Here is a 24,743-nt window from a genome sequence, read left to right as displayed (position 1 = left end):
AACCGGCAGCGCGGCCCGCGGCCCGCGTGTGCTGCTCGCGCCCTCGCCGACGCGGCCGAACCATGCGGTCGTCACCAGCGCACGGACCTCCTCACACCCGGCAAGGACGCAATCATGTGGCGCCGTATACCGCATCGAAATGCGTCCTGAGTCACGGTCGGCGGCCCTGCTTTGCCGCGAGGCCATCGTCACCGGCCCGTGAACAAGTCGGCGGCTACGTACTTTCCGGGCCGCACACCCGGCGGGATGGCGAACACCGCGCTGGCGGTGTGCCGGATGAATGCGTTGAGCCGGTCGGATTCGGCCAGCCGGTGCTGGGCGCGGACGAAATGGGCGGGATCGCTCAGGTAGGCGCAGAAAAGCAGTCCCGCGTCGTAGGAGTCGTGACCGCTGCCGGAGTGTTTCAGCATGCCGCCGCTGTGAGAATGATCCGCGCCCGCAGCGTGGTGGTGCCCGCGGATCGGCTCCGCGATCCCCTGAACGCCATAGTCGTAGTTGTACGAGCGGCGCATCATCGGGATGTCCCGGATCAGGGCGAGATGGGAGTCGGCGGGAATGAGGGGCATGCCGTCCGGCCCGGTCTTGCCGAGGTCGAGTGCGCTGAATTCGTGCCCGCCGCTGAGCGGGGCTCCATCGTCGCGCCGCCGCCCGAATGTCAGGTCCTGCGTGTGTGCGGTAGCGGTGTCCCACTTCGGGAGGTCCATGCGGATCTTCCGGAAGACCAGGTACGTGCCGCCGGCGAACCAGGCCGGTCCGGCGGCCGTCGCGGCCCACACCGTCCGGTCGAACTCGGCGCTCCCTGGGCGAGGGTTGGCGGTGCCGTCCTTGTGGCCGAACAGGTTGCGCGGCGTGGCGTCACCGAACCGGCCCAGGAACCCTTGCTGGCTCCAGCGCAGCCGGGCCACTCCCGGGACGCGGCTGCGGAGCGCGCGGAAGGCCCGGCTGATGATCTGCAGGTCGTCACCGCAGACCTGGATGAGAAGCTCACCGCCGCTCCACGCCGCCTCCAGCCGGTCGCCGCGGAAGGCCGGCAGGGGGGCCAGCCGTCCAGGCCGGTCCCGCTGTCGGCCGATCCGCTCGAACAGGTCAGGGCCCAGGCCGAAAGTGATCGTCAGGCGGGACGGTGCCAGGCCGTCGGCGATGCCGGAGTCCGGTGGCAGGTCCGGTCGTCGACCGGGTCTGGGTCCGGGCGGACGCCCCTGCACGAGGCGTTCGGCGACGTCCGTCCACTCCTGCATGAGCTGCCGCAGGTTCGCCTCCGTCTGCTCGATGTTCAGGCGCTCGCTGGTCGATGGGTCGGTGGTCTCCAGGTCGAAGGCCGCGAAGAGCGCGTATCGCTGCTGTGGAGTGGCGATGCCCGGCTGGTGCGCTCCGTGGAACGGCACGGTCCCAGACGGACGCGACGGCGCGGCATCGCGATCGCTCGCGGCCAGCACGCTCCCCGCCGCGGCGACACCGGCGGCCCCCGCGGCCGTGGTGATGACCGTGCGCCGCGACAAGCGGCTTGTCGGGCGATCGGACATGAGGCCCCCTTAGCGCGATCTGCATCAGCTGGTCGGGATACGCGGACCGGAGCACAAGTGTTGAAGAACGAGCGAAGTGATCTGGGTCATAGGCGATGAGGCGTCGGGGCGGCCAGAACTCATCTGAACTCGAGAGAGGCGAAATCGTGCAGGGAATGACCGACGCGGTGCCCGTTCGCCTTGGCGGTGGTCCACCGCGCAAGGAGGCGCCCGGCGGGCGGTCAGCGGTTCGGGCTCGGCGCACAGCGGACGTCGTCGTGAGCGGCGCATGTCAGGCTCGCGGGCCGCGTCCGGCCGCGAACGCGCAGCAGGCTGATCAGTGTCGCGACCGCGAACGTGACCACGAACAACGAGTAGTCCCTGGTCGCGGTCGACAGCCCACCACCGTGCACGACGAGGATCCCGGCGACCACGGCGGGCAGTCCCATGCCCAGGTAGCAGATCACATAGATCGAAGAGAGAACGCCTGCGCGCTCGTGTTCTGCGACCAGTGGCACGACGGTGCGCATCCCGCCCTGGAACCCCGCACCGAAACCGATCCCACAGACGAGAGTGCAGGCGAAGAACCCCGTGACCGAAGACGCCTCGACGGCAAGGAGGGTACCGAGCGAGCCGAGTACGAGGAGCGTGATCCCCAGGAACATCACTGTCCTGGGAGGGATTCGCGCGAACGCGACGATGGTGACGGACGAGACCACGGTGAGCACGACCAGCCCGAGTCCGCCGATCACGGCGGAGTCCGAGCCCGACAACTGCCGGGCCAGCGCCGGGGCGAGTGACCCGTAGAAGCCGCCGAGTGACCACACCGCGAACAACACCGGTGCCACCGCGAGAAGGAGACGACGCAGATGCCGGGGCACCGCGAGTTCGGGTATGAGAGCGGCACGCAGTCCGGGCCTGCGGCCGGTGGCTTCCGTCAGCAGCGCCACACCGAGGGCCTGCGCGAGGAAGACCCCGATGAACACGAGGTAGACGAGCCGGGTGGGCGCCGGGAGATACTGGACGATCAAGCCGGACGACAAGGCGCCGATCCCGGACCCCAGGCCGGGGGCGACGGCGTTGGCGCGGGTGCCGCGTTCACGATCGACGTCGAGCATCGCGGCGCCGAGCGCGCCCAATGCGCTGCCGGTCCCGAACCCCTGCAGGATGCGACCGGCGAACAGGGCGCCGATGTCGCCGGCTTCGCTGAACACGACCATGGCGACGATCTGCAACGCCAGCGCACCCAGGAGCACCGGCCTGCGACCGAGGTGGTCGGACGCCCTTCCGAGCACGAGCAGTGCGGCCAGGACGGCGATGCAATAGGTGCCGAACACGACGGTGGTCGTAATCGGGGAGAAATGCCATTGGTCCGAGTATTTGGCGTAAAGCGGCGTGGGTGCGCTGGAGGAGGCCAGGAGCGAGACGACGATCGAGGCTGGCAGCAGGAGGTCGCGAAGCCTGGACGTCGGGGCGTCTTCATGATGAGTTCCAAGGCTCGTCGGTGACCGCCTCGATGCGGTCGGCCCCCATCGGGCCGCCGAAGCCGAGTGCGACGCACTCGCGGACGAGCATGCACAACGCACCGCAGGGGTTCGTCCTGTCATGTCTTCAGCGTGTCTGAAGCGCCTCTGACCTGGTGATAGGCAATATTTCCATACTTCGATAGGATATTGCCATGACGGTCCACCGGATCGCGCTTCTGGTCCTGGCCGAGGTCATGCCCCTTGACCTGGCGATTCCGGCGCAGATCTTCTCTTCCCGGCCGGAGACCTCGTACGAGACGACCGTGTGCGGCCTCGACGCGAAGGTGCACACCACCGGAGGCTTCACGGTGCTCCCGCAGGCGGACCTGGAGCGGGTGCGCGCCGCCGACACCGTGATCGTGCCGGGGTCCGAGCCGCCCTGCCGGCCACCGGAAGCCGTGCTCGCCGCATTGGCCGAGGCGCACGAGCAGGGCAAGCGGATGGTGTCGATCTGCACGGGAGCTTTCGCGCTGGCCGCGGCGGGAGTGCTGGACGGTGTGCGCGCGACCACCCACTGGCAGTACATCGATGATCTCGAACGCGACTTCCCGGCCGTGTCAGTGGATCGCGACGTGCTGTACATCGACGAGGGAAACGTCCTCACCTCGGCCGGAGTGTGCTGCGGCATCGACTTGTGCCTGCACATCGTGCGCCGCGACCACGGCGCGGCGGTGGCCAACCGCATCGCGCGCGGCTTGGTCGCCGCCCCGCACCGCGAAGGCGGACAAGCCCAGTACGTGCCCGCCCCCGTCCCGGCGGCCGACGACGCATCGCTGTCCGACACTCGCGAATGGGCCATGCGACGCCTCGGCGAACCGATCACGCTACGTGAACTCGCCCGGCACGCCGGCCTTTCGCAGCGCACCCTCATGCGCCGGTTCACTGAGGAGACCGGCACGACCCCGTTGCAGTGGCTGCTCAACGCCCGTCTCGGCCGAGCACGAGAACTGCTGGAGACCACCGACCACCCGGTGGACCGCGTGGCACGTGAGTGCGGACTCGGCACCGCCGCCAACATGCGGCTGCACTTCCGGCGTGCGCTGGACACCACCCCCACCGCCTACCGGCGCACCTTCGGGAGCAGTTGAAGCCGGCACCGGGTCCGCCGGCAGGCGGATCACGGCGCGGCTCGCCGACACCCAGACCGATGCGCTCTGGCGGTTGAGCCGAGAGGAGGAGATGACCGCCCGCCGTTTGGCGGATCAACTCCAGGTCGATGCGTCGACTGCGACTTCGATGATCGACCGGCTGGAGAGACTCGGTCTGGTCCGCCGGATCCCGCACCTCAGCGACCGTCGCGTGAAGGTCATTCAGCTCACCGCCGAGGGGTGCGCCCTGCGGGATCGCGTCATCCGGCATACCGCCGAGCACTCCCCGTTCGCACGGCTGGACCGGGAGGGCAAGGTGCGCCTGCACGAGTTGCTGCGGGCCGCGGTCGACGGCGGCGCACCGGCCGCCGGATCCGGACAGATCCCTGAGGGAGGTCGAGAAATACGGCGAGGTCACAAGCGAGAGGAACGATGATGAGCCGCTTCACCACGGTCGTCACCGGCGGCGGCTCGGGCCTGGGACGGACGAGGGCGTTCCCATCGGCGTGCTCGTCAACAACGCGGGAGCGGCGGTTCCCCCGCTATGAGCAGACCGCGGACGGCGTCGAGCGAACCTACGCCCTCAACCACCATGCGCCGTTCCTGCTCACCCACGCCTTGCTGGCGGCGGGCGCCTTCGCTCCGGCCCCCCGGATCATCAACCTGTCCACGTTCATGGAGAAGCGCGGCAAGCTCGACCGCGCCGACCCGGACGTGGCCGGAACATGGGAGGCTCTCACCAAGGGCGGAGCCGGTGATCATTGAGACACCAGATGACCGGCGCCGTCGTTGAGCCACACTGGCCAAGGCCTGCCCGGCCCGGTGAGGCCGCTCCAGCCCGTTCGCGCCCTGATCGCTGACTGCGAGGACCGTCAAGGTGAGCAACCCCCCGACTTGGCCGGTATCCGTCAAAGGTGTCGCAGTGGTCGGCGGCCGCGTAGCGCTGGTGAAGAACGAACGCGACGAATGGGAGCTGCCCGGCGGCCGATTGGAACCCGGTGATGGCAGCCCCGAGGCGGCGGTGGAGCGAGAGATCCAGGAAGAGACCGGCTGGAGCGCCAAAGCGGGTCCACTCCTGGACGTGTGGATCTATCAGCCGCTGCCCGAGACGTCGCCGGAGCGGCGCGTTGTCATCGTCACCTATGGCTGCACCGTCCTGAATCCCGACACAGAACCCGTCGTGAGTCAGGAGCACCAGCAGCTCGGCCTGTTCACCGCCGGTCAGGTACACGGTCTGCGCATGCCCGACGGCTACAAACAGTCGATCGAGGCGTGGTTCAACCGGAGTCGACGGTGAGCCGGGGACGGAGGGCCGCGGTCCTTCGAACTCGGCACCCGGGTGACGGGGCTGACGGACTGATATCTCGCCCTCGTGGACCAGTGGTCGGCACCCGGGGATGCCGGCTCGGCCGTCTGATCCCGAACGGCACGCAGGCATGGAGGCGTCGCAGAGCGCGGACGCCGTAGGTGAACAGGGTGTCGTAGCGCCCGGTGTTGTCGTCGGCGCCGCGGCGATGCCCGCTGTGGCTGAGCAGGCTGACACCGGGACGGAGAATCAGCCTGGAGCTCCGCTTTCCGGCAGGCGCACGCCGACGAGTTTGACGAGGAACCGGTCGATCTGGTCCGCCAGGGGCGGCAGTGCCAGGGCGGGTTCGTTGACCCGGATCGACACGGCGCCGTGCACGGCCGCGCGCAGGTCGAACGCGACCTCGGCGGCGTCGGCGGCGGGTGCGAGGCCCGCGTCGATGCACCGCTGCACGGCGGCGGTGGCGCGCTCGGCCAGTTCCTCCTTGAACGCCAGGCGCATCCGCTGGTTGAGAGTGCTCTCGTGCAGCACCTTGTACAGCCCCCCGTGGTCGTGGACCCAGGTCCCGAGGAACAGCAGGCGCGCCCGCAGCCGGGCCGCCGGGTCGTCGACTGCCGACTCGGCCTGTTCCAGGTCCTTCAGGAGGTCGCGAGTGCACTGCTCCAGTGCGGCGTAGACGAGGGCGTCGCGGTCGGCGAAGTGAATGTAGACCGAGGTCGCGGCGATGCCGACCGTGCGCGCGACGGCGCGCAGAGACAGCGCCTCGTCGTCTCCTAGTTCGTCCAGCATCCGCAGGGTGGCGTCGACGATGTCGCGGCGCAGCCGTTCTCCCTGACCTCGCCGGTTGCGGCCCCGAGCCGATGCGGGCGGGGGCGTGGATGTCGCGTCCATGCTCGGCATTGTATTGCGACGACCGTTGCCTTACAGTCGTAGCGCTACAGCCGTTCACTTATAGGAGAAGCATGGATCCGAAACTGGAGGCCAACAAGCTCGTCGAGCGCCGGGACGTCATGCAGCCGATCCCGGAGACCGCCGCGAACCTGAACGGGATGTTCCAGCCGTGAGCGCCACGACCGCCGCGACGCGGCCGCCCACCACCGTCCCCGACCCCCGGCGGTGGTGGGCGCTGGCCACGGTCGCCACGGCCCAGCTCATGATCGGTATCGACCTGACGATCATGAACATCGCGCTGCCCTCCGTGCAGCGCTCCCTCCACCTGACCGACCCGGCCCGGCAATGGGTGATCACGCTCTTCGCCCTCGGGTACGGCGGCCTGCTGCTGCTCGGCGGGCGGCTCTCGGACCTGATCGGCCGCCGGCGCGTCCTGCTGACCGGGCTGGCCGGGTTCGCGGCCGCCTCGGCGCTCGGCGGCGCCGCCACCGGCCCGGCGGCGCTGCTCACCGGACGGGCCCTCCAGGGTCTGTCCGGCGCCCTGCTCACGCCGGCCGTCCTCGCGACGCTCGCCGCCGCCTTCCCCACGCCCGGCGAGCGCGGCAAGGCGTTCGGCATCTACGGCACCGTGATGGGAAGTTCCTCCGGCCTCGGCGTCCTGCTGGGCGGGGTGCTCACCGACTACCTCGACTGGCGCTGGTGCATGTACGTGAACCTGCCGATCGCGGCCCTCGCCGCGGCCGGGGTGCTGTACACCGTGCGCCCCGCGCCCCGCACGGCAGGCGTGCGGATCGACGTCACCGGGGCGGTCCTCGCCACCGTGGGCCTGATGGCCGTGGTCCTCGGGTTCGCCCGCGCCGAGCCCGACGGGTGGACCGCCCCGTCCACCTGCGGCCCGCTGGCCGCCGGAGTCCTGGCGCTGGCCGCCTTCGTCCTGGTCCAGACCCGCGCGCGGAGCCCCCTGCTCCCTCCGCGGGTCGTCCTGGACCGCCGCCGCGGCGGATCGTACCTGGCGGTGTTCGGCCTGGCGGTGGGCATGTTCGCCGCGCTGTTCTTCCTCACCTTCTACCTGCAGAACGTACTCGGCTACTCGCCGATACGGGCGGGCCTCGGGTTCCTGCCGCTGACCGTCGGGCTCATGGCCGGAGTGCGGGCGGTGAGCCGGTTGATGGCACGGGCCCCGGTACGGTCGCTGTTGTGCCCCGGCCTGCTGACGATCGCGACCGGGCTCGCCCTGCTCGGTCTGCTGCGGCCCGACAGCGGCTACTGGACCCACGTCATGCCGGTGTTCCTGCTGGTGGGGCTCGGCACGGGCTGGGTGCTGGTCACCGCCAACAGCACCGCGACGCTCGGCGCGGGCCCCGACAGCGCCGTCGCCGGCGCCATGGTGATGACCTCCCAGCAGATCGGGGCGTCGCTCGGCACCGCACTGCTCAGCACGATCGCCGGGACGGCCGCGGCCCGCCACCACCACGGCCCGCCCACCGAGGCCCTCGTGCACGGCTTCAACGTGGCCGGCGTGAGCGCGGCCGGCTTCCTCTGCCTGGCCGCGCTCGCCGTCTTCCTCATCACCGGCCCGCGCGGGCCGCAGCCCTAGAGCGTGTCCGGTGGATCATGTGTTGATCCAGAGCAGAGCGGTGCCCAGGACGATCGCTGCCCATCTTGTCCCGGCGGATGCTGGGGCCTGCGGGGGCGCGGCGGACGTGCCCCCTGCTGTGGAGCCGTGGATATGTCGTATCGGTGCAACGGAAGAGCCCGCCGCCCTATCGACCGCGGCGCCGTGCCGATCGTCCACCTCTTGGCGGGGCGAGGTCAGCCGAGGTCGCGGTGGGTGAAGCGCCAGGCACCGGTGGCGATAAAGGCGGCTGCGGTTGCGGCCAGGATGGCGGCGTCGGCGAGTTGGAGGCCGTTCTTCAGGGGTTCGCCGCCGATGTAGTACTGGTACGGGGTCAGGTTGCGGAGCCAGGTGGCGCCTATTTGCGGGGCGAAGCCGTGCAGGGCGTAGGCGGCGACGCCGATCCCGGCGGTGATGCCGAAGACGGTGGGGCGGCTCTTGCGTGTGGCGGCGCCGAGACCGGTGGAGATTGCTCCGAACACGGTGGCGAGCAAGGCCAGGTTGATCGCCTGGGCGGTGAAGTGGCCGAGGCTGATGGCGCCCAGGTCGGCGCTGGAGCGGATGGCCGCCATCGCGGCCAGGACCACGGCGGCGATGGCGACGGCGCCGGTGGCCAGGGCGGCGAAGCGGTGCAGTAGCAGGCGGGTGCGGCCGACGGGGTGGGCCAGCAGCAGGTCCAGGTAGCCGGACTCCTCGTCGGCGGAGATCATCCGGGCTCCGGTGGCGGCGCCGTAGAAGGTGGCCAGAAGGGGGACGAGCAGGCCGAACACGGCGCCTTGGAGGTAGCCGGCGGCGCTGGAGACGTCGTCGAGACCGAAGCCCCGCATGGATTCGGGGACGCTCGCCATGGAGTCGGCGGAGATCTGCGGGTAGAAGCTGCCGTACATCATCGCCAGAAGTCCGGTGGCGGCTGCCCACGCGGTGAAGACGCGGCGGTTGTCGTAAAGGGTCTTGGTGAAGATCGAGCCGCTGAAGATGCGGGCCGGGCCGGACGTGCCGGGGACGGGGGTGGTCATGGTGCCGCCCTTTCGGGGACGCGATGGCGGAGGGTGAGTCAGGCGGCGGCGCTGGGAGCACCGGTGTAGTAGGCGTGGAAGAGCTCTTCCAGGTCCTGGGTGTCGGCGCGCAGGGCGGTGACGGTGTGCCGGGCGGCGGCCTTGACCAGGGCGTCGGGGGAGCCGTCGACGCGGAAGCTGAGCGTGGAGCCGTCGGTGGTCATCTGGGTGACGCCGGGCAGGGCGGCGAAGTCCTCGGCTCGGACCGGGTCGGCGAAGGTGATCCGCACCGTCAGGAAGGAGCGGGCGCGCAGTTCGGCGACGGTGTCCAGGGCGGCCAGTTCGCCGTCGCGGATGATGGCGACGCGGTCGGCGACCGCCTCGACCTCGCTCATGATGTGGCTGGACATGAACACCGTCTGCCCGTCGGCTCGCGCCTCGGCCACCATGTCCAGGAAGGTCTGCTGCACCAGGGGATCCAGGCCAGAGGTCGGCTCGTCCAGGACCAGTAGCTCGGGCTGGTGCATGAACGCCTGCACCAGGCCGACCTTCTGCCGGTTGCCCTTGGAGAGGGTCTTGATCCGGGCGGACAGGTCCAGCTCCAGCCGGTCGGCCAGCGCGGTGATCCGGTGCGGGGGGACGCCGCCGCGCAGGTTGCCCAGGAACGTCAGGCACTCGCCTGCCTTCTGCCGGCCGTCCACGACGAAGTCGCCGGCCAGGTAGCCGATGCGGCGGTGCAGTTCGACGGCGTCGGCGCGCGGGTCCAGGCCCAGCACGCGGGCGGTGCCCGAGGTGGGCCGGATCAGGTCCAGCAGCAGCCGGATGGTGGTGGATTTCCCGGCCCCGTTGGGGCCCAGGTAGCCGAACACCTCCCCGGCCCGCACTTGGAGGGTGAGGCCGCGCAGGCCGCGGCGGGTGCCGTAGATCTTGGTGAGCTCGGTGAGCTCGATCGCCGTGTTCACGAAGCAGAAAGTATCAGAACTTTCAGAGAATTCTGAAGATTCGGAGCTGTTAGGATCCGATCAGATGAACCGAGGGGGACGGGTTGGCGGACACCATCGAGGCGGCCGAGCACCTGGCGCTGGTGCTGGCGGACGGCGGTCTTCAGAAGGCGACCGCGCGGGTCCTGGCGGCGTTCATGTTCGCCGACCAGGACAGCATCACCGCACCCGAGTTGGCCGAGCGGCTGGGCATCAGCTCCGGTGCCGTGTCCGGCGCGATCAAGATGCTGTCCACCGTCGGGCTGATCGAGCGTGTCCCGGCGCCGGGCAGCCGCCGCGAGCACTACCGGGTGCGCGAGGGGGCCTGGGCCACCCTGATGTCGTCCCAGAACGGCATGGTCCAGGCGATGTTCGAGGCCGCCGACCGGGGAATCGCCGCCGCCGGGGACGGCAGCCACGCGGCCCGCCGGCTGCAGGAGATGCGTGACTTCTACGGGTTCATGTTCCGCGAGATGCCCGCCCTGATCGAACGCTGGCGCACCGAACGCGGCACCTGACGGCTCCCTCGGCCGACGGTCGGACCGCGGAACCGTTCGCCTCTCCTGGCGTCGACCCGCAGGGCCGCAGGCCACGGCCGCAGCGACGCGGCGGACGTCCTCGGTGGTCATGACGCTCTTCAACGGTGCCGGGAACGTCCGCCCTCGCCCGGTGGTCGGCCGGGGTCAGTGTGACGAGAGTGCCGAGAACTCGGGGGCGCTCGACTGGCGGACCACCAGCTCGGGACGAAGCATGGTGGATTCGCTGGTCTCCCCTTCCAGCATGGCGATGAGCGAGCGCGCCGCCATCTCACCCATCTCCCGCAGGGGCGTGTGAACGCTGGAGAGGGGGATGGGGAGGTCCCGCGCGATGGCGATGTCGTTGTAGCCGACCAGTGCCAGGTCGCGGCCGACGGTCAACCCGTGGTCCCTCAGCGTCCCCATGGCGCCTATGGCGGCCGAGTCGTTCACGGCGAAGATCGCTGACGGTCGGCGGGGGAGTTCGAGGAGTTGCCTGGCCGCCTGCCGGCCCCCCTCCGGATCGAAGTCCGTGTGGACGATCTGGTCCTGGCCGACGGTGATGCCCGCGCGCTCGAACGCCTCGACGCAGCCCTGGACCCGGTCGAGGGCGACGGGGTAGCGCGGCCCGGCGATGATGCCGATGTCCCGGTGGCCGCGCTCCAGGAGGTGCTCGCCCACCAGTCGTCCGCCGAGCCGGTCGTTGCCGGTCACCGAAACGTGCCCGGCCTGGCGGTGGTTGACGAGGACCTGCGAGGTCTCCGAGCGGCCCAGTTCCTCGTAGATTCCCTCGTCCAGAGTGGCGTCGCCGATGACCAGGCCGTCCACCTTGCGGCTGAGGAGCATCTCGACGCGCTTCAGGCGCTGTCCGGGGTCGCCGTGCGTGTTGGTGACGATCGTCTGGTAACCGAGGTTGAAGGCTTCGGCGTCGATCCCGCTGAGGATCGCCGCGAGCACGACGTCGTGGAGCCGGGGCATCAGGACGCCGATGACCCTGCTGCGCTTGGTCCGGAGGCTGGCCGCCGTGAGGTCCGGCCGGTAGCCGAGGCGTTTGGCGATCTCGCGTACGCGCGCCTCGGTCTCCGCGAAGTCGGACCTCCGCGGTCCGGGCGGGCGGCGGAGGATCCTCGACACCGTGGAGGGATGGACCCCGGCCTCCTCCGCGATGAGCTTGTGCGTCGGTGTCCTCGGGCCGGGTCCCCTCGGCTCGTTCGTCAACTGTCGCCTCCTTGCGATGCGGCTCGAGCAGCGAGAACGCTCGGATGCACCTCTTGACAAAGCAGCTTGGTGCAGTCGATTGTACCTACACGCAGTCGACTGCAGTTACGTCCTTCCGGAGAAGTCCGGGGGAACGCCGGGTCGGCTGAAGGGTGGGCAGAACCTGTTACCTCATCCGCCGGGGTCACGAGGCGGGTGCCGTAAGGGAGACGTCCGATCGACTGGAGGCACAGATGAGGTGTACCGGAACGCTCGCGATCGCCACCGCCCTGACGCTCCTGGCCGGCGGCTGCGGCGGCGCCGCCAGGGGCGGGGAGTCGGGGCCGATCAAGATCGGGCTCTCGACTCCGCTGTCCGGCTCCGCCGCGTCGCTCGGGGAGAACGAGCGCAAGGGCGTCGAGCTCGCCATCGACCAGGTCAACGACGGCGGGGGCGTCTTCGGCGGCCGGAAGCTCGCGCTCGCCGCCGAGGACAACGCGTGCAACCCGACCGATGGCGCGAGCTCGCTCACCAAGCTCATCACCAAGCAGCGGGTGGCCGCGGTGATCGGCGCGCTCTGCAGCGGGGTCACCCTCTCGGCCATGCCGCTGGCTAAGCGCCACCGGGTGCCTTTCATCGTGTCGACGTCCACGTCGCCTGACATCACCACCGCCTCGGGCAAGGGCGGCAACGAGTTCACGTTCCGGATCAACCCGTCCGACGCGACGCTCGCGGACGCGCTGGCCACCTACCTGGCCTCGGCGGGCAAGCTCCGGAAGCTGGCGATCCTGGCCGAGGACAGCACCTACGGGCGTACCGGCGCGAAGGCCTTCAGTGCGGCGCTCGATAAGAAGGGCCTCAAGGCGACCGGTGTCGACTTCGTCGCCCAGGGAACCGCCGACTTCTCGACCCAGATCAGCAAGTACCGCAACAACGGGACCGAGGGCGTCGCGCTGTACGTCTCCGGCGCCGACCACCTGGGATTCCTGCGGCAGGCGGCCGCGGCGGGCCTGCGCCTGCCCGTGACCGGCCGGGTCGAGTTCGAGGGCCAGAACCTGGAGATCCTCAAGAAGGAGCAGTTCGCCGGATCGTCCAGCGTCTACCCCTACAGCTCGCTCATCGACACGCCGGAGAACGCGAAGTTCGGCCGGCTCTACCAGAGCCGCCACCGGACCGCGCCGACCTACGAATCCTTCGAGGGCTACAACGCCGTGATGGTCCTCGTGGACGCCATCCGGCGGGCGAAGAGCGCGAAGCCGGTCGACATCCAGAAGGCGCTCCTCACGAGCGACATGCCTTCCCTGACCGGCGGCACGGTGAAATTCGACGACCACAACCAGGCACATGACAAGGCGTTCATCCTCCAGCTGAAGGAAGGAAAGCTCACCATCGAGTCCGACGTCACCACCTGATCCGGCCGCCTCGGCGAGGTCGGGAGTTGGAGGTAATCTCCCGTGGATACGACCTACATATGGGAACTGCTGGTCAACGGGGTGATCCTGGGGTCCAGCTATGCATTGCTCGCGGCGGGCCTGGCTGTCATCTTCGGCGTTCTCAATGTCGTGAATTTCGCTCATGGCGCGCTGTACATGCTCGGCGCGTTCGTCGCCTACTTCTTGATCCCGCAGAGCGGCTATTGGGCGGGGCTCCTGCTCAGTGCCGGAATCATGGCGGCGGTGGGCGCCGCCCTGCACGAGGGCCTGCTGCGGCGCCTTCCCCCGGATGGCGCGTTCTCCAGGACCCTGCTGCTCACCCTGGGGCTGGCCATGATCGTCCAGAATGGAGCGATCATGCTGTGGGGCGCCGGTCCGCGGCAGCTCCCCGAGGACGCCAGGCCGCAGGGGCACGTGGCCCTGGGGGAGGTGACGGTCCCGGCGGGCCGCGCGCTCGTCGTCGTGGTGGCCGTCGTCACTCTCGGAGCGCTCTACCTCTTCCTCAGCAGGACGCAGATGGGCCGGGCCATGCGCGGCGTCTCCCAGAACCCCACGGCGGCACTGGTCGTCGGCATCTCGCCGACCCGGATCGGCCGGCTCGCGATGGCCCTGGGCGTGGGCCTCGCCGGACTGGCCGGCGCCACCCTCGCCCCGGTGTTCACGGTCAGCCCGCAGATGGGCATCACGATCGTGTTCAAGGTGTTCGCCATCGTCGTCATCGGCGGTCTGGGCAGCGTGCCCGGCGCAGTGATCGTCGCCTTCGCCGTCGGCGTGCTGGAGAGCTTCGCCGGAGGCTACGGGTCGGCGATGACCCAGAGCGTGAGCGTCTTCCTGTTCATGATCGTGATCATGCTGCTGAGGCCGCAGGGGCTGTTCTCCAAGGAGGTGCGGGTGTGACCGCGGCCATGAGCGCGCACGACCCCGGCACCGAGACCGACGCGGTGGCGGCGGGCGGGGCCCCGTCCCTCGCGGGCCGGCTGGTGGGAACGATCCAGCGCCGTCCGCTGCTGCTGACGACCGCGGTGATCGCGCTGCTGCCCGCAGCGGTCGCCGACGACTACTACATCGACGTCGCCAACCTCGCACTGACCTTCATAGTGCTGGGAACGGCCTTCAACCTCCTTTACGGCTACGTGGGGATGCTCTCCTTCGCGCAGGTCGCCTTCGTCGGCATCGGCGGTTACACGGCCAGTTGGCTCGTGACCCATACCGGTATCTGGCAGCCCCTCGCCTTCCTCTGCGCGGGCGTGGCCGCGGCGGTGGTCGCCGCGGCGATCGGATTCGTGACGGTGCGCCTGTCCGAGGGGGCCTTCGCCATCATCACGCTCAGCTTCACGTTGCTCTGCGCGCTGGTCGCGGCGGAATGGACCGGTGTGACCGGCGGCAGGCAGGGCATCTTCGGGCTTCCCGCCCCCGAGCTCTCGCTCGGTCCGGTCGACCTGGTGGCGGACACGCCCCGGCACTACTACCTCCTCCTCGCCGGCTTCACGGTGTGCGCGCTGTGGGCCATGCACCGGCTGGTGAAGTCGTCCGCGGGCACCGTGATGATCGCCATCCGCGACAACGAGCCGCTGACGAAGGCGCAGGGCTACGCGACGAACTCCTACAAGCTCGCCGTCTTCACCCTCTGCGCGTTCGTGACCGGGCTCGCCGGGGCGCTGCACGTCTTCAGGCTCACGGCGATCGACCCCTCCATCTTCGACTTCTACCTGATGCAGGTCATGCTCATCATCGTCATCCTCGGCGGCGCGGGGACCTTCTGGCCCGTCGTCTACAGCGCCGTGCTCTTCGCGGCCCTTCCCGAGTTCCTCCGGGTGGCGGACGAGGCCCGCCTGGTCATCTACGGCGTGATCCTGGCGGTGGGGCTCCTGTTCGCCCCGCAGGGCGCCGGGGGGTTCCTCCGAAAGCGGGCGGTGAACAAGCGCCTGCGCAGCTTGAAAGTCGAGGGGCAACGATGAACGCTTCTCAGGAAAAGGCGTCCGCCGCGCTCCAGGTGCGGGGTCTGGGAAAGTCCTTCATGGGCGTCGCCGCACTGCAGGACGTCGATTTCACCCTCACACAGGGCACGATTCTCGGGCTCATCGGCCCGAACGGATCGGGCAAGTCGACGGCCCTGGACTGCGTGACCGGGTTCGTCCGCCCGGACGCGGGCCAGATCCTGCTGGACGGGCGGTCCGTCTTCGGCAAGGCGCCCCACACCATCGCGAGGTCAGGCCTGGCGCGGACCTTCCAGACCGTGCGCCTCTACGACGAACTCACCCTGGACGAGCACATCGACCTCGCGCTTCGCGGACTGACGAGGTCGAAACGGTCCCACGGTGGCCGGCGGCGGACCGACACGGACCGCGCGAGGGCCTGGTTGACGCTGTTCGGTCTCGAACGGCTGCGCACCGCGCCGGCGGGGATCCTCTCCTACGGCCAGAAGAAGCTGCTCACGCTGGCCTCGGTACTGGGTGCGCAGCCGCGGATCGCGATGCTCGACGAACCGCTGGCGGGCGTGAACCCGCGCGTCATCGACCTGATCCTCGACGCCGTCCTCCAGGCGAACAGGGAAGGCCAGACCTTCCTCATCATCGAGCACAACGTCGAGTTCATCACCTCCTGCTGCTCCTCGGTCGTCGTCCTGGACGCCGGCAGGAAGCTCGCGGAGGGCCCTCCGTCGGTCATCTGGGAGGACCCGGCCGTGTACGAGGCGTTCCTCGGCAGAAAGGCGGAGCACAATGCGAACTGAGCCGAGACTGCGCGTTTCCGCCTTCTCCGCGGGATACCTCGCGGACGTTCCCATCGTCAACGAACTGACCCACGGCTTCGCGAACGGCAGCGTCACGACCATCGTCGGCCCCAACGGGGCCGGAAAGTCGTCCCTTCTGAACGGCATCTACGGTCTGACCCAGTGGTCGACGGGCTCCGTCCGGATCGGTGACCTCGAAGTCCGCCGGATGCCGGCCTGGAAACGCCTGAAAGCGGGCATCAGCCTGGTTCCGCAAGGCCGCTGCAACTTTCCCCAGATGACCGTCCTGGAGAACCTCCGGCTCGGGGCCTACACCCTGCCGCGAAACGAACGGTCGGCGGCCGTCGCGGAGGCGTTGGACGAGTTCCCCGCACTGGCAACGTGCAGGACGCGGGCGGCCGGAAACCTCAGCGGGGGCCAGCAGCAACTTCTTGAGATCGCCATGGCGATGGTGGTGCGTCCGCAGGCCCTCCTCATCGACGAACCATCGCTCGGGCTCTCCCCGAAAGCCCGGTGCCAGGTCTTCGACAAGCTCCAGGAGATCGCCGCCGGCGGCGTGTCCGTCGTCATGGTCGAGCAGAACGTGGTCGAGGGGCTGGCCGCGTCGGACGTCGCCGTCGTCATGACGGACGGCCGGATCCACCGGAACGGACCGGCCGGCGAGATCCTCAACGACCCCGAAATGAAGAACGTCTTCCTCGGCGGACGGCCTGCCGCCGCCGGAATCCGCTCGCGATCCGCAGGAGACCCGCGATGAACTCGACGGTGGCCGACCACCTCACCCGCATGGCCGCCGGGGAGGTCGATCGAGGGCTGATGGAGGTCGGCGGGCTGGCCAGCGGCAACGCCATCGGCGTCCCCTACATGATCGCCCGGGGCACGGGCGGCGGCCCGTGCCTGTGGGTCAACGCGACGGTGCACGGCGACGAGTCCCAAGCCTCCATCGTGGCGACGGAGTTCTTTCGAGCGGTTTCGGCGCATCCGCTGCGCGGTGATGTGATCGTGACGCCCGTCGCCAATCCTCTGGCCTTCGACCAGCGGCGCAAGCACTCGCCGTTCGACGGGACGGACCTCGACCAGAGCTTTCCCGGAAGGTCCGACTTCCTCGGCACCCAGCGGTTGGCCCACCGCCTGTTCAGCGAGCTGTCGCCGCTCGCCGACACCGTGGTCAACATCCACACGATGGGCCCCTTTCTCGACGCCTGCAACTATGCCGTCTACAAACTCCATCCGGCGGCCGGTGACGAACGCGAGCTGCTGTCCCTGATCGCCCTGTTCGACCTGCGCGTCGCCTGCCGGATGGACGTCTCCGGCCCGGGCGAACTGCCCGGCCGGGTGGAGGGCGCGCTGGACTACCAGATGCTGGAGCTGGGCAAGCGGGCGTTCATGCTGGAGGCGGGCGCGGGCGGCCGGTACGACCGCCCGGCCGTGGAGAAGGCGGTGCGCGGCCTCCTCCGGTTCGCCGCGGAGACCGGGACGGCCGCGAAGACGGACGCGCCGGGCGACCGTCCCGCCTCGATCTGCAGGGCGACGCGGCGGACCCATGTCACCTCGGCCGAGGGAGGCTTCTTCCGCGCACTCGCCGAGCCCGGCGACGTGGTGCCCGCCGGGCGGCCGCTCGGGGAGATCCGCAACGTGTACGGGGACAAGGTGGAGGCGGTCTCGCTGCCCACCCCCGCGCTCGTGATCGGCATCCGGCGCGATCCCATCGTCCACTCCGGCGACCGGGTGGGCTTCGTCGCCACCGAATGGGCCGACATCGACCTGACCGCGCCGTCGGGGGAGACCTCATGACCGGGCGGCCCGCGACGGTCGGGGCCGGCGAGATCGGGACCTTCCACGTCCCGTCGGGCGGGACGATCGAGGTGATCAACACGCTCGGCGGCCAGGTCGTCGACGCCTGGTTCTTCGCGGCCGACGATCCGGCCGAGTTCGCGTCGATGAGCCACTCGCGCGCTTCCATCCGGACGATCCGCCCGGCGGTGGGGAGCACCTTCGTCACCAGGCGCCGCGAACCCTTGGTCACCCTCGTCGCCGACTCCTCCCCGGGGATCCACGACATGACGATGCCGCCCTGCGACCGGTGGCGCTATCGGCAACTCGGCGCGCCGGGGCACCGCAACTGCGCCGACAACCTGCGGTCCGCGCTCGGGGCCGAGGGACACGCGGCCATGGAGGTGCTGCCCGACCCGCTGAACCTGTTCCAGAACTCGCCGGTCGACGCCGAAGGCCGGATCACCTTCCTGGAATCGCCGGCCCCCGCCGGTTCCTCCGTCACCCTGCGGGCCCACCGGGACCTCGTCGCCTACCTCTCGGTCTGCCCCATGGACATCATGCCGATCAACGGCGGCGCCCCCCGCTCGATCGGCGTCGCCGTCCTCGATCCGGACGAGGCGGGATAGATGTCCGCGTCGCTTTCCGATCTCACCCTGGAGGAGACGCAGGCCGCCCTTCTCCGGCGGGACGCGTCTCCAACGGAGGTCGCCGCCGGCTACCTGGCCGCGATCGAACGCTGGGAGCCGACGACGGGCGCGTTCGTGACGGTCAGCGCCGAGCGTCTCCTCGCCGGCGCGAAGCGCGCGGAGGACGAGATCATGCGCGGGTCGCCCGGCCGGCTGGCCGCCATCGGGGTGAGCGTCAAGGACAACATCGACGTCGCGGGGCTGCCGACCACGGCCGGCTCCTCGTGGTTCGTCGAGCGGGCCGCGGCCGACGCCGAGTCCTGGCGGCGGCTGGCGTCCGCCGGAGCGCTGCACGTCGGCAAGGCCAACATGCACGAGTTCGCGTACGGCGCCACCAACGTCAACCCCAAGGCGCGCACCACGGTCAACCCCTGGGACCCGCGGTGCGTGAGCGGCGGATCGAGCGGCGGCAGCGCCGTCTCGGTGGCCATCGGGGCGTGCGGCGCCTCGCTCGGGACGGACACCGGGGGTTCGGTGCGCATACCCGCCGCCCTGACGGGCGTGACCGGCTTCAAGCCCAGCCTGGGGCTCGTCCCGACGACGAAGGTGTTTCCGCTCAGCCCGTCCTGCGACACCGTCGGCGTGTTCAGCCGCACGGCGGCCGGCTGCGCCCGCGTCCTCCAGGGCCTCCTCGCGGAGGGCGCGCCGGCGGACGGCGGCACCGGCCAGGGAGATCCTCACCGTCGGCGTTCGCTCCGGGAGCTTCGCCTCGGAGTCGTCAGGTCGCATCTCGCGGCGGCCTCTCCGGAGGTGTACGAGGTGGTCCACCGCGCTCTCAAGATCATCGAGGGGCTCGGCGCCGCCGTCGACTGGGTCGACCTCCACCACGAGGAGGAGGCCCGCGCCGTCACCGGCGCCGTCGTGGGGTTCGAGGCGGCGCAGGTGCACCGCCGCTGGATCCGTGACCGTCCCGGGGGCTACGGAGACGACGTCAGGGCGCGGCTCGAGGCGGGCTCGGCGGTATCGGCCTCCCGCTACAGGGCGGCCAAGCAGGAGAGGCGGCGGCTCGCCGCGGAGATGGTCGCCGACCAGTGCCTTTTCGACGCCGTGATCGGTCCGGCGGTCCCCGTCACCGCCCCGAAGGTCGCCGAGTGCGGCCCCGAGCGGGCACCAGAGGTCCAGGCCGTGCTGCTCGCGAACACCTACTGCTTCAACGTCACCGGCCAGCCGGCGATCTCCGTTCCGTGCGGGACGGCGTCCGGCGGCCTGCCCGTGGGACTCCAGATGGCGGCCGGCCCCGGGAAGGACCGGGACCTCCTCGCCATGGCCATGGCATTGCAGGCCGCGACCGACTGGCATGAGCGCAGGCCGCCACTGAGGGAACCGGTCGCATGAGCCCGGGCAGACCGACCAGTTCCCACTGGGGCCCGCTCCGCGCCCGGGTGGAAGACGGAGAGCTCACCGTCGATCCGCACGAACTCGATCCGCACCCTTCCTCCCTCTTGCGCAACATGGGGACGGCCAACGGGCACCCGGCGAGGATCCGACACCCGATGGTGCGGCGCGGATGGCTGGAGAACGGGGCCGGTCCCAGCAGTGCGCGCGGGCACGACGAGTTCGTCCGCGTGGACTGGTCCGAACTCACCGCGCTCCTGGCGGCCGAACTGGACCGCGTCATCGATCTGCACGGCAACGCCGCGATCTTCGGCGGCTCCTACGGGTGGGGCAGCGCGGGCCGGTTCCACCACCCGCAGAGCCAAGTGCACCGGTTCCTCAACACGATCGGCGGCTACGCGCGCTCGGTGAACACTTACAGCACGGGCGCGTCCAGCGTACTCCTTCCGCACGTGCTCGGTCACGACGTGGACGCGATCCACGGGCTGACCGGCTGGTCGGTGCTCGCCGAGCACACCACCATGATCGTGGCTTTCGGCGGGCTGCCGGCCAAGAACCTGAAGGTGGCCCCCGGAGGGATCACCCGGCACCGGGGCGCGGCCGCCCTGGGCCGGATCATCGACGACGGCACCACCGTCGTGGCCGTGACCCCGTCGCGTGCCGACTGCCCGGCCGGGCCCGACGTCCGATGGTGCCCGATCAATCCGGGCACCGACGTGGCGATGATGCTCGCGCTCGCCTGGGTCCTGGTCACCGGTCACCTGCACGACATCGAGTTCCTCCGCACGCGGTGCGCCGGCTACGAACAGCTGGAGGCGTACCTCCTCGGGGCGGAGGACGGGGTCCCGAAGACCCCCGAATGGGCCGAGGGGATCACCGGGGTCGCGGCCGCCGAGATCCACACGCTCGCCTTGCAGATGGCCGCGAACCGGACCTTCGTCTCGGTCACCTGGTCACTCCAGCGCGCCCGGTACGGGGAGCAGCCGCCGTGGACGGCCATCGCGCTGGCCGCCGTCCTCGGTCAGATCGGCATGCCCGGAGGCGGGTTCGGACACGGTTACGGATCCATGGGAGATGTGGGCCTCCCTCAGCGGCGGAACCCTCTGCCCACCCTTCCGCAGGGACACAATCCCGTCGACGCGTTCATTCCCGTCGCGAGAGTCGCCGACATGCTCCTCAATCCGGGGGCCCGCTTCGAATACGACGGAGGCGTCCACCGCTATCCGGACGCGCGGCTCGTCTACTGGTGCGGAGGCAACCCGTTCCACCACCACCAGCACATCGGGCGCTTGCGCCGGGCGCTGGCGATGCCGGACACGGTCGTCGTCCACGAACCGTTCTGGACCGCGACGGCCAGGCACGCCGACATCGTCGTCCCCAGCGCGACGTCCTTCGAACGGTCGGACATCGGCGCCTCGCGGAACGATCCCTGCTTGGTGGCCATGCATCAGGTCTGCGACCCGCCCGGCGAAGCGAGAACGGACTACGAGACCTTCAGCGAGCTGGCGGCCGCGATGGGAGTCCGGTCCGCGTTCACCGAGGACGGTTCGGAGCGCGACTGGCTGCGCCGGATCTACGAACGCTGGCGGGGCGAGGTCGCCGGTCAGAAGGCGGACCCTCCGCCTTTCGACGAGTTCTGGAGCGCGGGCCACACCGAGTTGCCGGACGCCCCGGACGACCAGGTCATGCTGCGCGACTTCGCGCATGACCCGGACGCCTTCCGGCTGAGCACGCCCAGCGGACGCATCGAACTCTCCTCCGAGACCATCCGTTCGTTCGGCTACGACGACTGCCCGGGCCATCCGACCTGGCTGCTGCCGGACGCCGGACCGAGCGAGGAGTATCCGCTCACCCTGCTGGCCTCCCAGCCCGCGCACCGCCTGCACAGCCAACTGGACATGTGCCCGGCCAGCCAGGAGACCAAGGTCGGCGGGCGCGAGCCCGTGCTGATGCATCCCGAGGACGCGGCCCCGCGGGACATTGCGTCCGGAGGCCTTGTGGTCATCAGCAGCGCCCAGGGCAGCTGCCTGGCGGGCGCCGTCCTCACACGTGACATCAAGAAGGGGCGCGTCCAGCTCTCCACGGGGGCGTGGTACGACCCGCTGGACCCCTCTGACCCCGACTCGCCCTGCGGCCACGGCAACGTGAACACCCTGACCGCCGACCGCGGCACATCGCGACTCGCCCAGGGATGCACCGGTCAGCTGGTGAGCGTCGACGTGCGCGCTCACCGAGGGCCTGTCCCGCCCGTGCGGGCCCATATCCCGCCGCGCGGTGCCGCACCATCTCCCTCGCCCTAGCCGGCCAACGGCACGCCCCCGGATTTGTGGAAGACAGGAGTCATGACATGACCGCCGTAGATGACGTCGCCTTCGTCGACTTCGATGAGATCGAGCGTTGGCGCGCCGAAGGAAAAGCCCACGCGCTGCTGGACGTTCGAGAGCGGGGAGAGTACGCACTCGGGCAGATCCCCGGCAGCTGCCCCCTTCCGCGAGGCCTCATCGAGATCTGCCTCGAGCGGCTGGTGCCGTGGAAGGACGTCCCCCTGGTCCTGTACTCGAACGGGAACCTTCGAAGCGTCCTCGCCGCGCGCACCTGCCTGCGACTGGGCTACCGGGACGTCCGGGTGCTCGCCGGCGGCATCCAACAGTGGGCCGCGGACGGACGCTCACCGGCCTACGGGGTCAACGTCATCGGCAAGACCTTCGGCGAGAAGCTCTCGGTGACCGACCAGGTCCAGCAGCTCACGCCCGACGAGGTCGCCGCCCTGACGGAGGCGGGCGGAACTCTCATCTTCGACGCGCGCACCTCGCGCGAACACGCCAAAGGCCACATCCCCGGCGCCTACCACGTCCCCGGCGGCGAGCTCGTCTCCACGGTCTTCGGCGCGGGCATCGACCGGACCGACCGCACCGCGCCCATCATCGTCCATTGCGCAGGCCGCACACGGAGCATCGTCGGCGCCTATCTCCTGCGGCAGGCCGGCTTCGACAACGTGTTCGCGCTCCGCAACGGGACGATGGCATGGGTGATGTCGGGCCGAGAGCTCGAAACGGAGCACAGACCGTGGACAGGCTCGGAGCCCGGCTCCGAAGGGACGGCGAGATCCGCCGGGTTCGCGCGCGATTTCGTCACCGGCACGCACGCGTTCCCCCTCGCGGCATCCGAGCTCCCGGCCCCGGGCGACGGCCGCGAACCCTGCTACATCATCGACGTACGCCTGGTCGAGGAATTCACCGCGGGACACATCCCGGGCGCCATCTCCTGCCCCGCGGGCCAGTTGGCCAACGCGGTGGACGAGCAGATCGCCGTCCGCGACGCGCTCCTGGTGTGCTATTCCGGCACCGAGACACGGGCCAGGATCGGCGCCGGGCTCCTGGCGCGCATCGGATACCGCCGCGTCGCCTGGCTCGCGGGGGGCCTCGCGGAATGGAGCGGCCCCGTCGACGCCGGCGACCCGAACGCCTACCTGGACGACCTCGCGTTCTCCGGGCCCGACGTCCAGACGATCGACGGCGACGGGCTGTCGGAGCTCCTCCGGGACGGCACGGGCATGCTGATCGACGTCAGGCGGAGCAGCGAGTACGCGCTGAGCCACATACCCCGGTCGGTCTGGATCCCGCGGGGCGACCTCGAACGGCGGATCGGCGCCCACGCGACGGCCGACACCCGGCTCGTGGTCGCGTCCGATCGGGAACTCCGCTCGACGCTGGCGGCGAAAACGCTATTGGAGCTCGGCCACCGGAACGTCTCGGTGCTCGCAGGAGGCGTCAACGAGTGGATCTCCTCGGGCCGGGCGGTGGAAGAGGGACTCGACGGCGCGGACGTGTCGCTGGCCGAGGCGAAGGAGGACGCGGAACTGGTCGCACGGCGTCCCAGGCTGCTCGAACGCAACCGGGACGACATGGTCCGGTACCTCGACTGGGAGGAGCGCCTGGGAGAAGAGCTCCTGGCGAACGCGAAGGCCGGCGGGTCGGCCGAACCCGGAGAAGACCATGGCTGAGCTGGTGCTCGCCGAGTCCCGGCTCCGCGCCCAGGGAGGCAAGAAATGGCGCACCTACGCCGACGACGTGCTCCCGATGTGGCTGGCCGACATGGACTTCCAGCCGGCGGAGGCCGTCAGGCGCGCCGTGCTGGACACGGGACGGGCGGGGAACTTCACCTACCCGTTCGACGCCGAGCACCGCGGTGTGGCCGAGGCCTTCGCCGCACGCATGCGCGCCCGCTTCGGCTGGGAGGCCAGGGCCGACAGGACGGCCGTCATCGCCGACCTGGTCCAGGGCCTCACGGCGGCCGTGATGGCCTACAGCGAGCCCGGAGACGGGGTCATCGTCTTCAGCCCCATCTACCCGCCGTTCGTCCGGAGCGTCGAGGCGAGCGGCCGAGAGGTCGCCGACGTGCCGATGGTGGACGGACCGGGTGGTTTCGTCATCGACTTCGACCTGCTCAGGCGGCAGGCCGCGCGTCCCGACGTGCGGCTCATGCTGCTCTGCAACCCGCACAACCCGACCGGCCGGGTGTTCACCGCCGAGGAGCTCCGCCACGTGTCGGAGGTGGCACTCGAACACGGGGTCGTCGTGGTCGCCGACGAGGTGCACGCGGACCTCGTGTTCGCCCCGCACCGCCACACCGTCTTCTCCATCGCGGCCCTGGACTCCGGCGCCACCACCGTCACACTCCAGTCGGCCACGAAGGCGTTCAACCTGGGCGGCCTCCGATGCGCGGTCGTCCACTTCGGATCCGAACGGTTGCGGCAGCGGTTCACCGCGACGTTCCCGGACCGCGTGCTCGGCCGGGTGTCGGGCGTCTCCGCCGCCGCGACCACCGCCGCCTGGAGCGACGGGGACGGGTGGCTGAGCACCGTGCTGGAGGTCCTCGAACTGAACCGCAGGACGGTCTTCGAATGGGTGACGGCCCACCGTCCGGACGTCCACGCCCACATGCCCGAAGGCACGTACTTCGCGTGGCTCGACTTCACGCGGCTGCCGCCCGGCGGCGGGTCGGCCCACGAGCACCTCCTGAAGACCGCTCGCGTGGCCCTCCAGGCGGGTGAGGACTTCGCCGGCCCCTGCACGTCGTGGGCACGCCTGAACTTCGCGACCTCGCCCCTCATCCTCACGGAGGCCCTGGACCGCATGGAGGCGGCCCTCGCCGTCCCCTGACCCGT

At 70.2% G+C, this 24,743-nt stretch carries 23 protein-coding genes; 17 read left to right on the top strand and 6 right to left on the bottom strand.

Translation table 11 applies throughout. The features are described from left to right. Positions 1–188: 188 nt before the first annotated feature. Together ABWI07_RS19610 and ABWI07_RS19605 are read right to left on the bottom strand one after the other, a co-directional pair. Positions 189–1,523, bottom strand: coding sequence for a Dyp-type peroxidase (locus ABWI07_RS19610; RefSeq protein WP_353819393.1), 1,335 nt, complete (start codon positions 1,521–1,523; stop codon positions 189–191). 221 nt (positions 1,524–1,744) lie between these two features. Beyond that, positions 1,745–2,950 (bottom strand): MFS transporter, encoded by a 1,206-nt coding sequence (locus ABWI07_RS19605; RefSeq protein ID WP_502912839.1) that lies wholly within the window; start codon positions 2,948–2,950, stop codon positions 1,745–1,747. 230 nt (positions 2,951–3,180) lie between these two features. Between ABWI07_RS19605 and ABWI07_RS19600 the strand changes: the two genes are divergently transcribed. From ABWI07_RS19600 to ABWI07_RS19585, 4 genes are all read left to right on the top strand, one after another. Further along, entirely contained in the window at positions 3,181–4,116 is a 936-nt protein-coding gene (locus tag ABWI07_RS19600; RefSeq protein WP_353819391.1) for a GlxA family transcriptional regulator, read from the top strand. Continuing rightward, complete coding sequence (locus ABWI07_RS19595; protein ID WP_353819390.1) at positions 4,016–4,552, top strand: MarR family winged helix-turn-helix transcriptional regulator; 537 nt, start codon at positions 4,016–4,018, stop codon at positions 4,550–4,552. Before ABWI07_RS19600 ends, ABWI07_RS19595 begins: the two co-directional genes overlap by 101 nt. Then, positions 4,552–4,881: a Rossmann-fold NAD(P)-binding domain-containing protein gene (locus ABWI07_RS19590; protein WP_353819389.1), complete on the top strand. Its 330-nt coding sequence runs from the start codon at positions 4,552–4,554 to the stop codon at positions 4,879–4,881. Before ABWI07_RS19595 ends, ABWI07_RS19590 begins: the two co-directional genes overlap by 1 nt. Before the next feature lie 112 nt (positions 4,882–4,993). Then, complete coding sequence (locus tag ABWI07_RS19585) at positions 4,994–5,413, top strand: NUDIX hydrolase (RefSeq protein ID WP_149264022.1); 420 nt, start codon at positions 4,994–4,996, stop codon at positions 5,411–5,413. Between the two features lie 258 nt (positions 5,414–5,671). Here the strand turns inward: ABWI07_RS19585 and ABWI07_RS19580 are convergent, their stop codons facing one another. Next, positions 5,672–6,313, bottom strand: a complete 642-nt coding sequence (locus ABWI07_RS19580; RefSeq protein WP_353819388.1) for a TetR/AcrR family transcriptional regulator — start codon at positions 6,311–6,313, stop codon at positions 5,672–5,674. A gap of 169 nt (positions 6,314–6,482) precedes the next feature. On the opposite strand from ABWI07_RS19580, the gene ABWI07_RS19575 reads away from it, so the two are divergent. Further along, a complete protein-coding gene (locus ABWI07_RS19575; protein WP_353819387.1) occupies positions 6,483–7,910 on the top strand; it encodes an MFS transporter in 1,428 nt (475 codons plus the stop codon). A 215-nt stretch (positions 7,911–8,125) separates the two neighbouring features. Here ABWI07_RS19575 and ABWI07_RS19570 read toward each other — a convergent pair whose 3' ends face one another. Together ABWI07_RS19570 and ABWI07_RS19565 are read right to left on the bottom strand one after the other, a co-directional pair. Continuing rightward, positions 8,126–8,944, bottom strand: a complete 819-nt coding sequence (locus ABWI07_RS19570) for an ABC transporter permease subunit (protein WP_353819386.1) — start codon at positions 8,942–8,944, stop codon at positions 8,126–8,128. Between the two features lie 38 nt (positions 8,945–8,982). Then, positions 8,983–9,885: an ATP-binding cassette domain-containing protein gene (locus tag ABWI07_RS19565; RefSeq protein ID WP_353819385.1), complete on the bottom strand. Its 903-nt coding sequence runs from the start codon at positions 9,883–9,885 to the stop codon at positions 8,983–8,985. 83 nt (positions 9,886–9,968) lie between these two features. On the opposite strand from ABWI07_RS19565, the gene ABWI07_RS19560 reads away from it, so the two are divergent. Further along, positions 9,969–10,421, top strand: coding sequence for a GbsR/MarR family transcriptional regulator (locus tag ABWI07_RS19560; RefSeq protein WP_353819384.1), 453 nt, complete (start codon positions 9,969–9,971; stop codon positions 10,419–10,421). Between the two features lie 165 nt (positions 10,422–10,586). Here ABWI07_RS19560 and ABWI07_RS19555 read toward each other — a convergent pair whose 3' ends face one another. Continuing rightward, positions 10,587–11,636 carry a LacI family DNA-binding transcriptional regulator gene (locus tag ABWI07_RS19555; protein ID WP_149264017.1) on the bottom strand — a complete coding sequence of 350 codons (1,050 nt, stop codon included), beginning with the start codon at positions 11,634–11,636 and terminating at the stop codon, positions 10,587–10,589. Positions 11,637–11,869: 233 nt separating this feature from the next. Here ABWI07_RS19555 and ABWI07_RS19550 point away from each other — a divergent pair, with 233 nt between their 5' ends. From ABWI07_RS19550 to ABWI07_RS19500, 11 genes are read left to right on the top strand one after another with little or no spacing between them, the layout of a single operon-like run. Then, complete coding sequence (locus tag ABWI07_RS19550) at positions 11,870–13,027, top strand: ABC transporter substrate-binding protein (protein ID WP_353819383.1); 1,158 nt, start codon at positions 11,870–11,872, stop codon at positions 13,025–13,027. Positions 13,028–13,069: 42 nt separating this feature from the next. Beyond that, positions 13,070–13,945, top strand: coding sequence for a branched-chain amino acid ABC transporter permease (locus ABWI07_RS19545; RefSeq protein WP_149264015.1), 876 nt, complete (start codon positions 13,070–13,072; stop codon positions 13,943–13,945). Continuing rightward, positions 13,942–15,006, top strand: a complete 1,065-nt coding sequence (locus tag ABWI07_RS19540) for a branched-chain amino acid ABC transporter permease (RefSeq protein WP_149264014.1) — start codon at positions 13,942–13,944, stop codon at positions 15,004–15,006. The genes ABWI07_RS19545 and ABWI07_RS19540 overlap by 4 nt, the downstream gene beginning before the upstream one ends. After that, positions 15,003–15,779, top strand: a complete 777-nt coding sequence (locus tag ABWI07_RS19535) for an ABC transporter ATP-binding protein (protein WP_149264013.1) — start codon at positions 15,003–15,005, stop codon at positions 15,777–15,779. Before ABWI07_RS19540 ends, ABWI07_RS19535 begins: the two co-directional genes overlap by 4 nt. After that, on the top strand, positions 15,769–16,536 hold the full coding sequence (locus tag ABWI07_RS19530; RefSeq protein WP_353819381.1) for a branched-chain amino acid ABC transporter ATP-binding protein: 768 nt from the start codon (positions 15,769–15,771) through the stop codon (positions 16,534–16,536). Before ABWI07_RS19535 ends, ABWI07_RS19530 begins: the two co-directional genes overlap by 11 nt. Further along, positions 16,533–17,573, top strand: coding sequence for a M14 family metallopeptidase (locus ABWI07_RS19525; RefSeq protein ID WP_149264011.1), 1,041 nt, complete (start codon positions 16,533–16,535; stop codon positions 17,571–17,573). Before ABWI07_RS19530 ends, ABWI07_RS19525 begins: the two co-directional genes overlap by 4 nt. Beyond that, positions 17,570–18,181 (top strand): DUF1989 domain-containing protein, encoded by a 612-nt coding sequence (locus ABWI07_RS19520; protein WP_353819380.1) that lies wholly within the window; start codon positions 17,570–17,572, stop codon positions 18,179–18,181. The genes ABWI07_RS19525 and ABWI07_RS19520 overlap by 4 nt, the downstream gene beginning before the upstream one ends. Then, positions 18,182–19,576, top strand: a complete 1,395-nt coding sequence (locus ABWI07_RS19515) for an amidase (RefSeq protein WP_353819379.1) — start codon at positions 18,182–18,184, stop codon at positions 19,574–19,576. Next, positions 19,573–21,876, top strand: coding sequence for a molybdopterin-dependent oxidoreductase (locus ABWI07_RS19510; RefSeq protein ID WP_353819378.1), 2,304 nt, complete (start codon positions 19,573–19,575; stop codon positions 21,874–21,876). The genes ABWI07_RS19515 and ABWI07_RS19510 overlap by 4 nt, the downstream gene beginning before the upstream one ends. Positions 21,877–21,923: 47 nt before the next feature. Next, positions 21,924–23,579 carry a rhodanese-like domain-containing protein gene (locus ABWI07_RS19505; protein WP_353819377.1) on the top strand — a complete coding sequence of 552 codons (1,656 nt, stop codon included), beginning with the start codon at positions 21,924–21,926 and terminating at the stop codon, positions 23,577–23,579. Then, entirely contained in the window at positions 23,572–24,738 is a 1,167-nt protein-coding gene (locus ABWI07_RS19500; RefSeq protein WP_353819375.1) for a MalY/PatB family protein, read from the top strand. Before ABWI07_RS19505 ends, ABWI07_RS19500 begins: the two co-directional genes overlap by 8 nt. Positions 24,739–24,743: the final 5 nt, after the last annotated feature.

The sequence above is a fragment of the Actinomadura sp. NPDC000600 genome (assembly GCF_040492135.1).
Taxonomy (GTDB): Bacteria; Actinomycetota; Actinomycetes; order Streptosporangiales; family Streptosporangiaceae; genus Spirillospora.
The sequence above is the reverse complement of the archived record's forward strand: the minus strand, read 5'-3'. Positions and strand labels throughout refer to the sequence as shown.

What these genes read in the sequence shown, in the direction of transcription:
- ABWI07_RS19535 (WP_149264013.1), top strand. Translation starts at nt 15,003, where the DNA reads ATGAACGCTTCTCAGGAAAAGGCGTCCGCCGCGCTCCAGGTGCGGGGT.
- ABWI07_RS19610 (WP_353819393.1), bottom strand. Translation starts at nt 1,523, where the DNA reads ATGTCCGATCGCCCGACAAGCCGCTTGTCGCGGCGCACGGTCATCACC.
- ABWI07_RS19515 (WP_353819379.1), top strand. Translation starts at nt 18,182, where the DNA reads ATGTCCGCGTCGCTTTCCGATCTCACCCTGGAGGAGACGCAGGCCGCC.
- ABWI07_RS19580 (WP_353819388.1), bottom strand. Translation starts at nt 6,313, where the DNA reads ATGGACGCGACATCCACGCCCCCGCCCGCATCGGCTCGGGGCCGCAAC.
- ABWI07_RS19500 (WP_353819375.1), top strand. Translation starts at nt 23,572, where the DNA reads ATGGCTGAGCTGGTGCTCGCCGAGTCCCGGCTCCGCGCCCAGGGAGGC.
- ABWI07_RS19530 (WP_353819381.1), top strand. Translation starts at nt 15,769, where the DNA reads ATGCGAACTGAGCCGAGACTGCGCGTTTCCGCCTTCTCCGCGGGATAC.
- ABWI07_RS19505 (WP_353819377.1), top strand. Translation starts at nt 21,924, where the DNA reads ATGACCGCCGTAGATGACGTCGCCTTCGTCGACTTCGATGAGATCGAG.
- ABWI07_RS19525 (WP_149264011.1), top strand. Translation starts at nt 16,533, where the DNA reads ATGAACTCGACGGTGGCCGACCACCTCACCCGCATGGCCGCCGGGGAG.
- ABWI07_RS19520 (WP_353819380.1), top strand. Translation starts at nt 17,570, where the DNA reads ATGACCGGGCGGCCCGCGACGGTCGGGGCCGGCGAGATCGGGACCTTC.
- ABWI07_RS19600 (WP_353819391.1), top strand. Translation starts at nt 3,181, where the DNA reads ATGACGGTCCACCGGATCGCGCTTCTGGTCCTGGCCGAGGTCATGCCC.
- ABWI07_RS19510 (WP_353819378.1), top strand. Translation starts at nt 19,573, where the DNA reads ATGAGCCCGGGCAGACCGACCAGTTCCCACTGGGGCCCGCTCCGCGCC.
- ABWI07_RS19550 (WP_353819383.1), top strand. Translation starts at nt 11,870, where the DNA reads ATGAGGTGTACCGGAACGCTCGCGATCGCCACCGCCCTGACGCTCCTG.
- ABWI07_RS19590 (WP_353819389.1), top strand. Translation starts at nt 4,552, where the DNA reads ATGAGCCGCTTCACCACGGTCGTCACCGGCGGCGGCTCGGGCCTGGGA.
- ABWI07_RS19570 (WP_353819386.1), bottom strand. Translation starts at nt 8,944, where the DNA reads ATGACCACCCCCGTCCCCGGCACGTCCGGCCCGGCCCGCATCTTCAGC.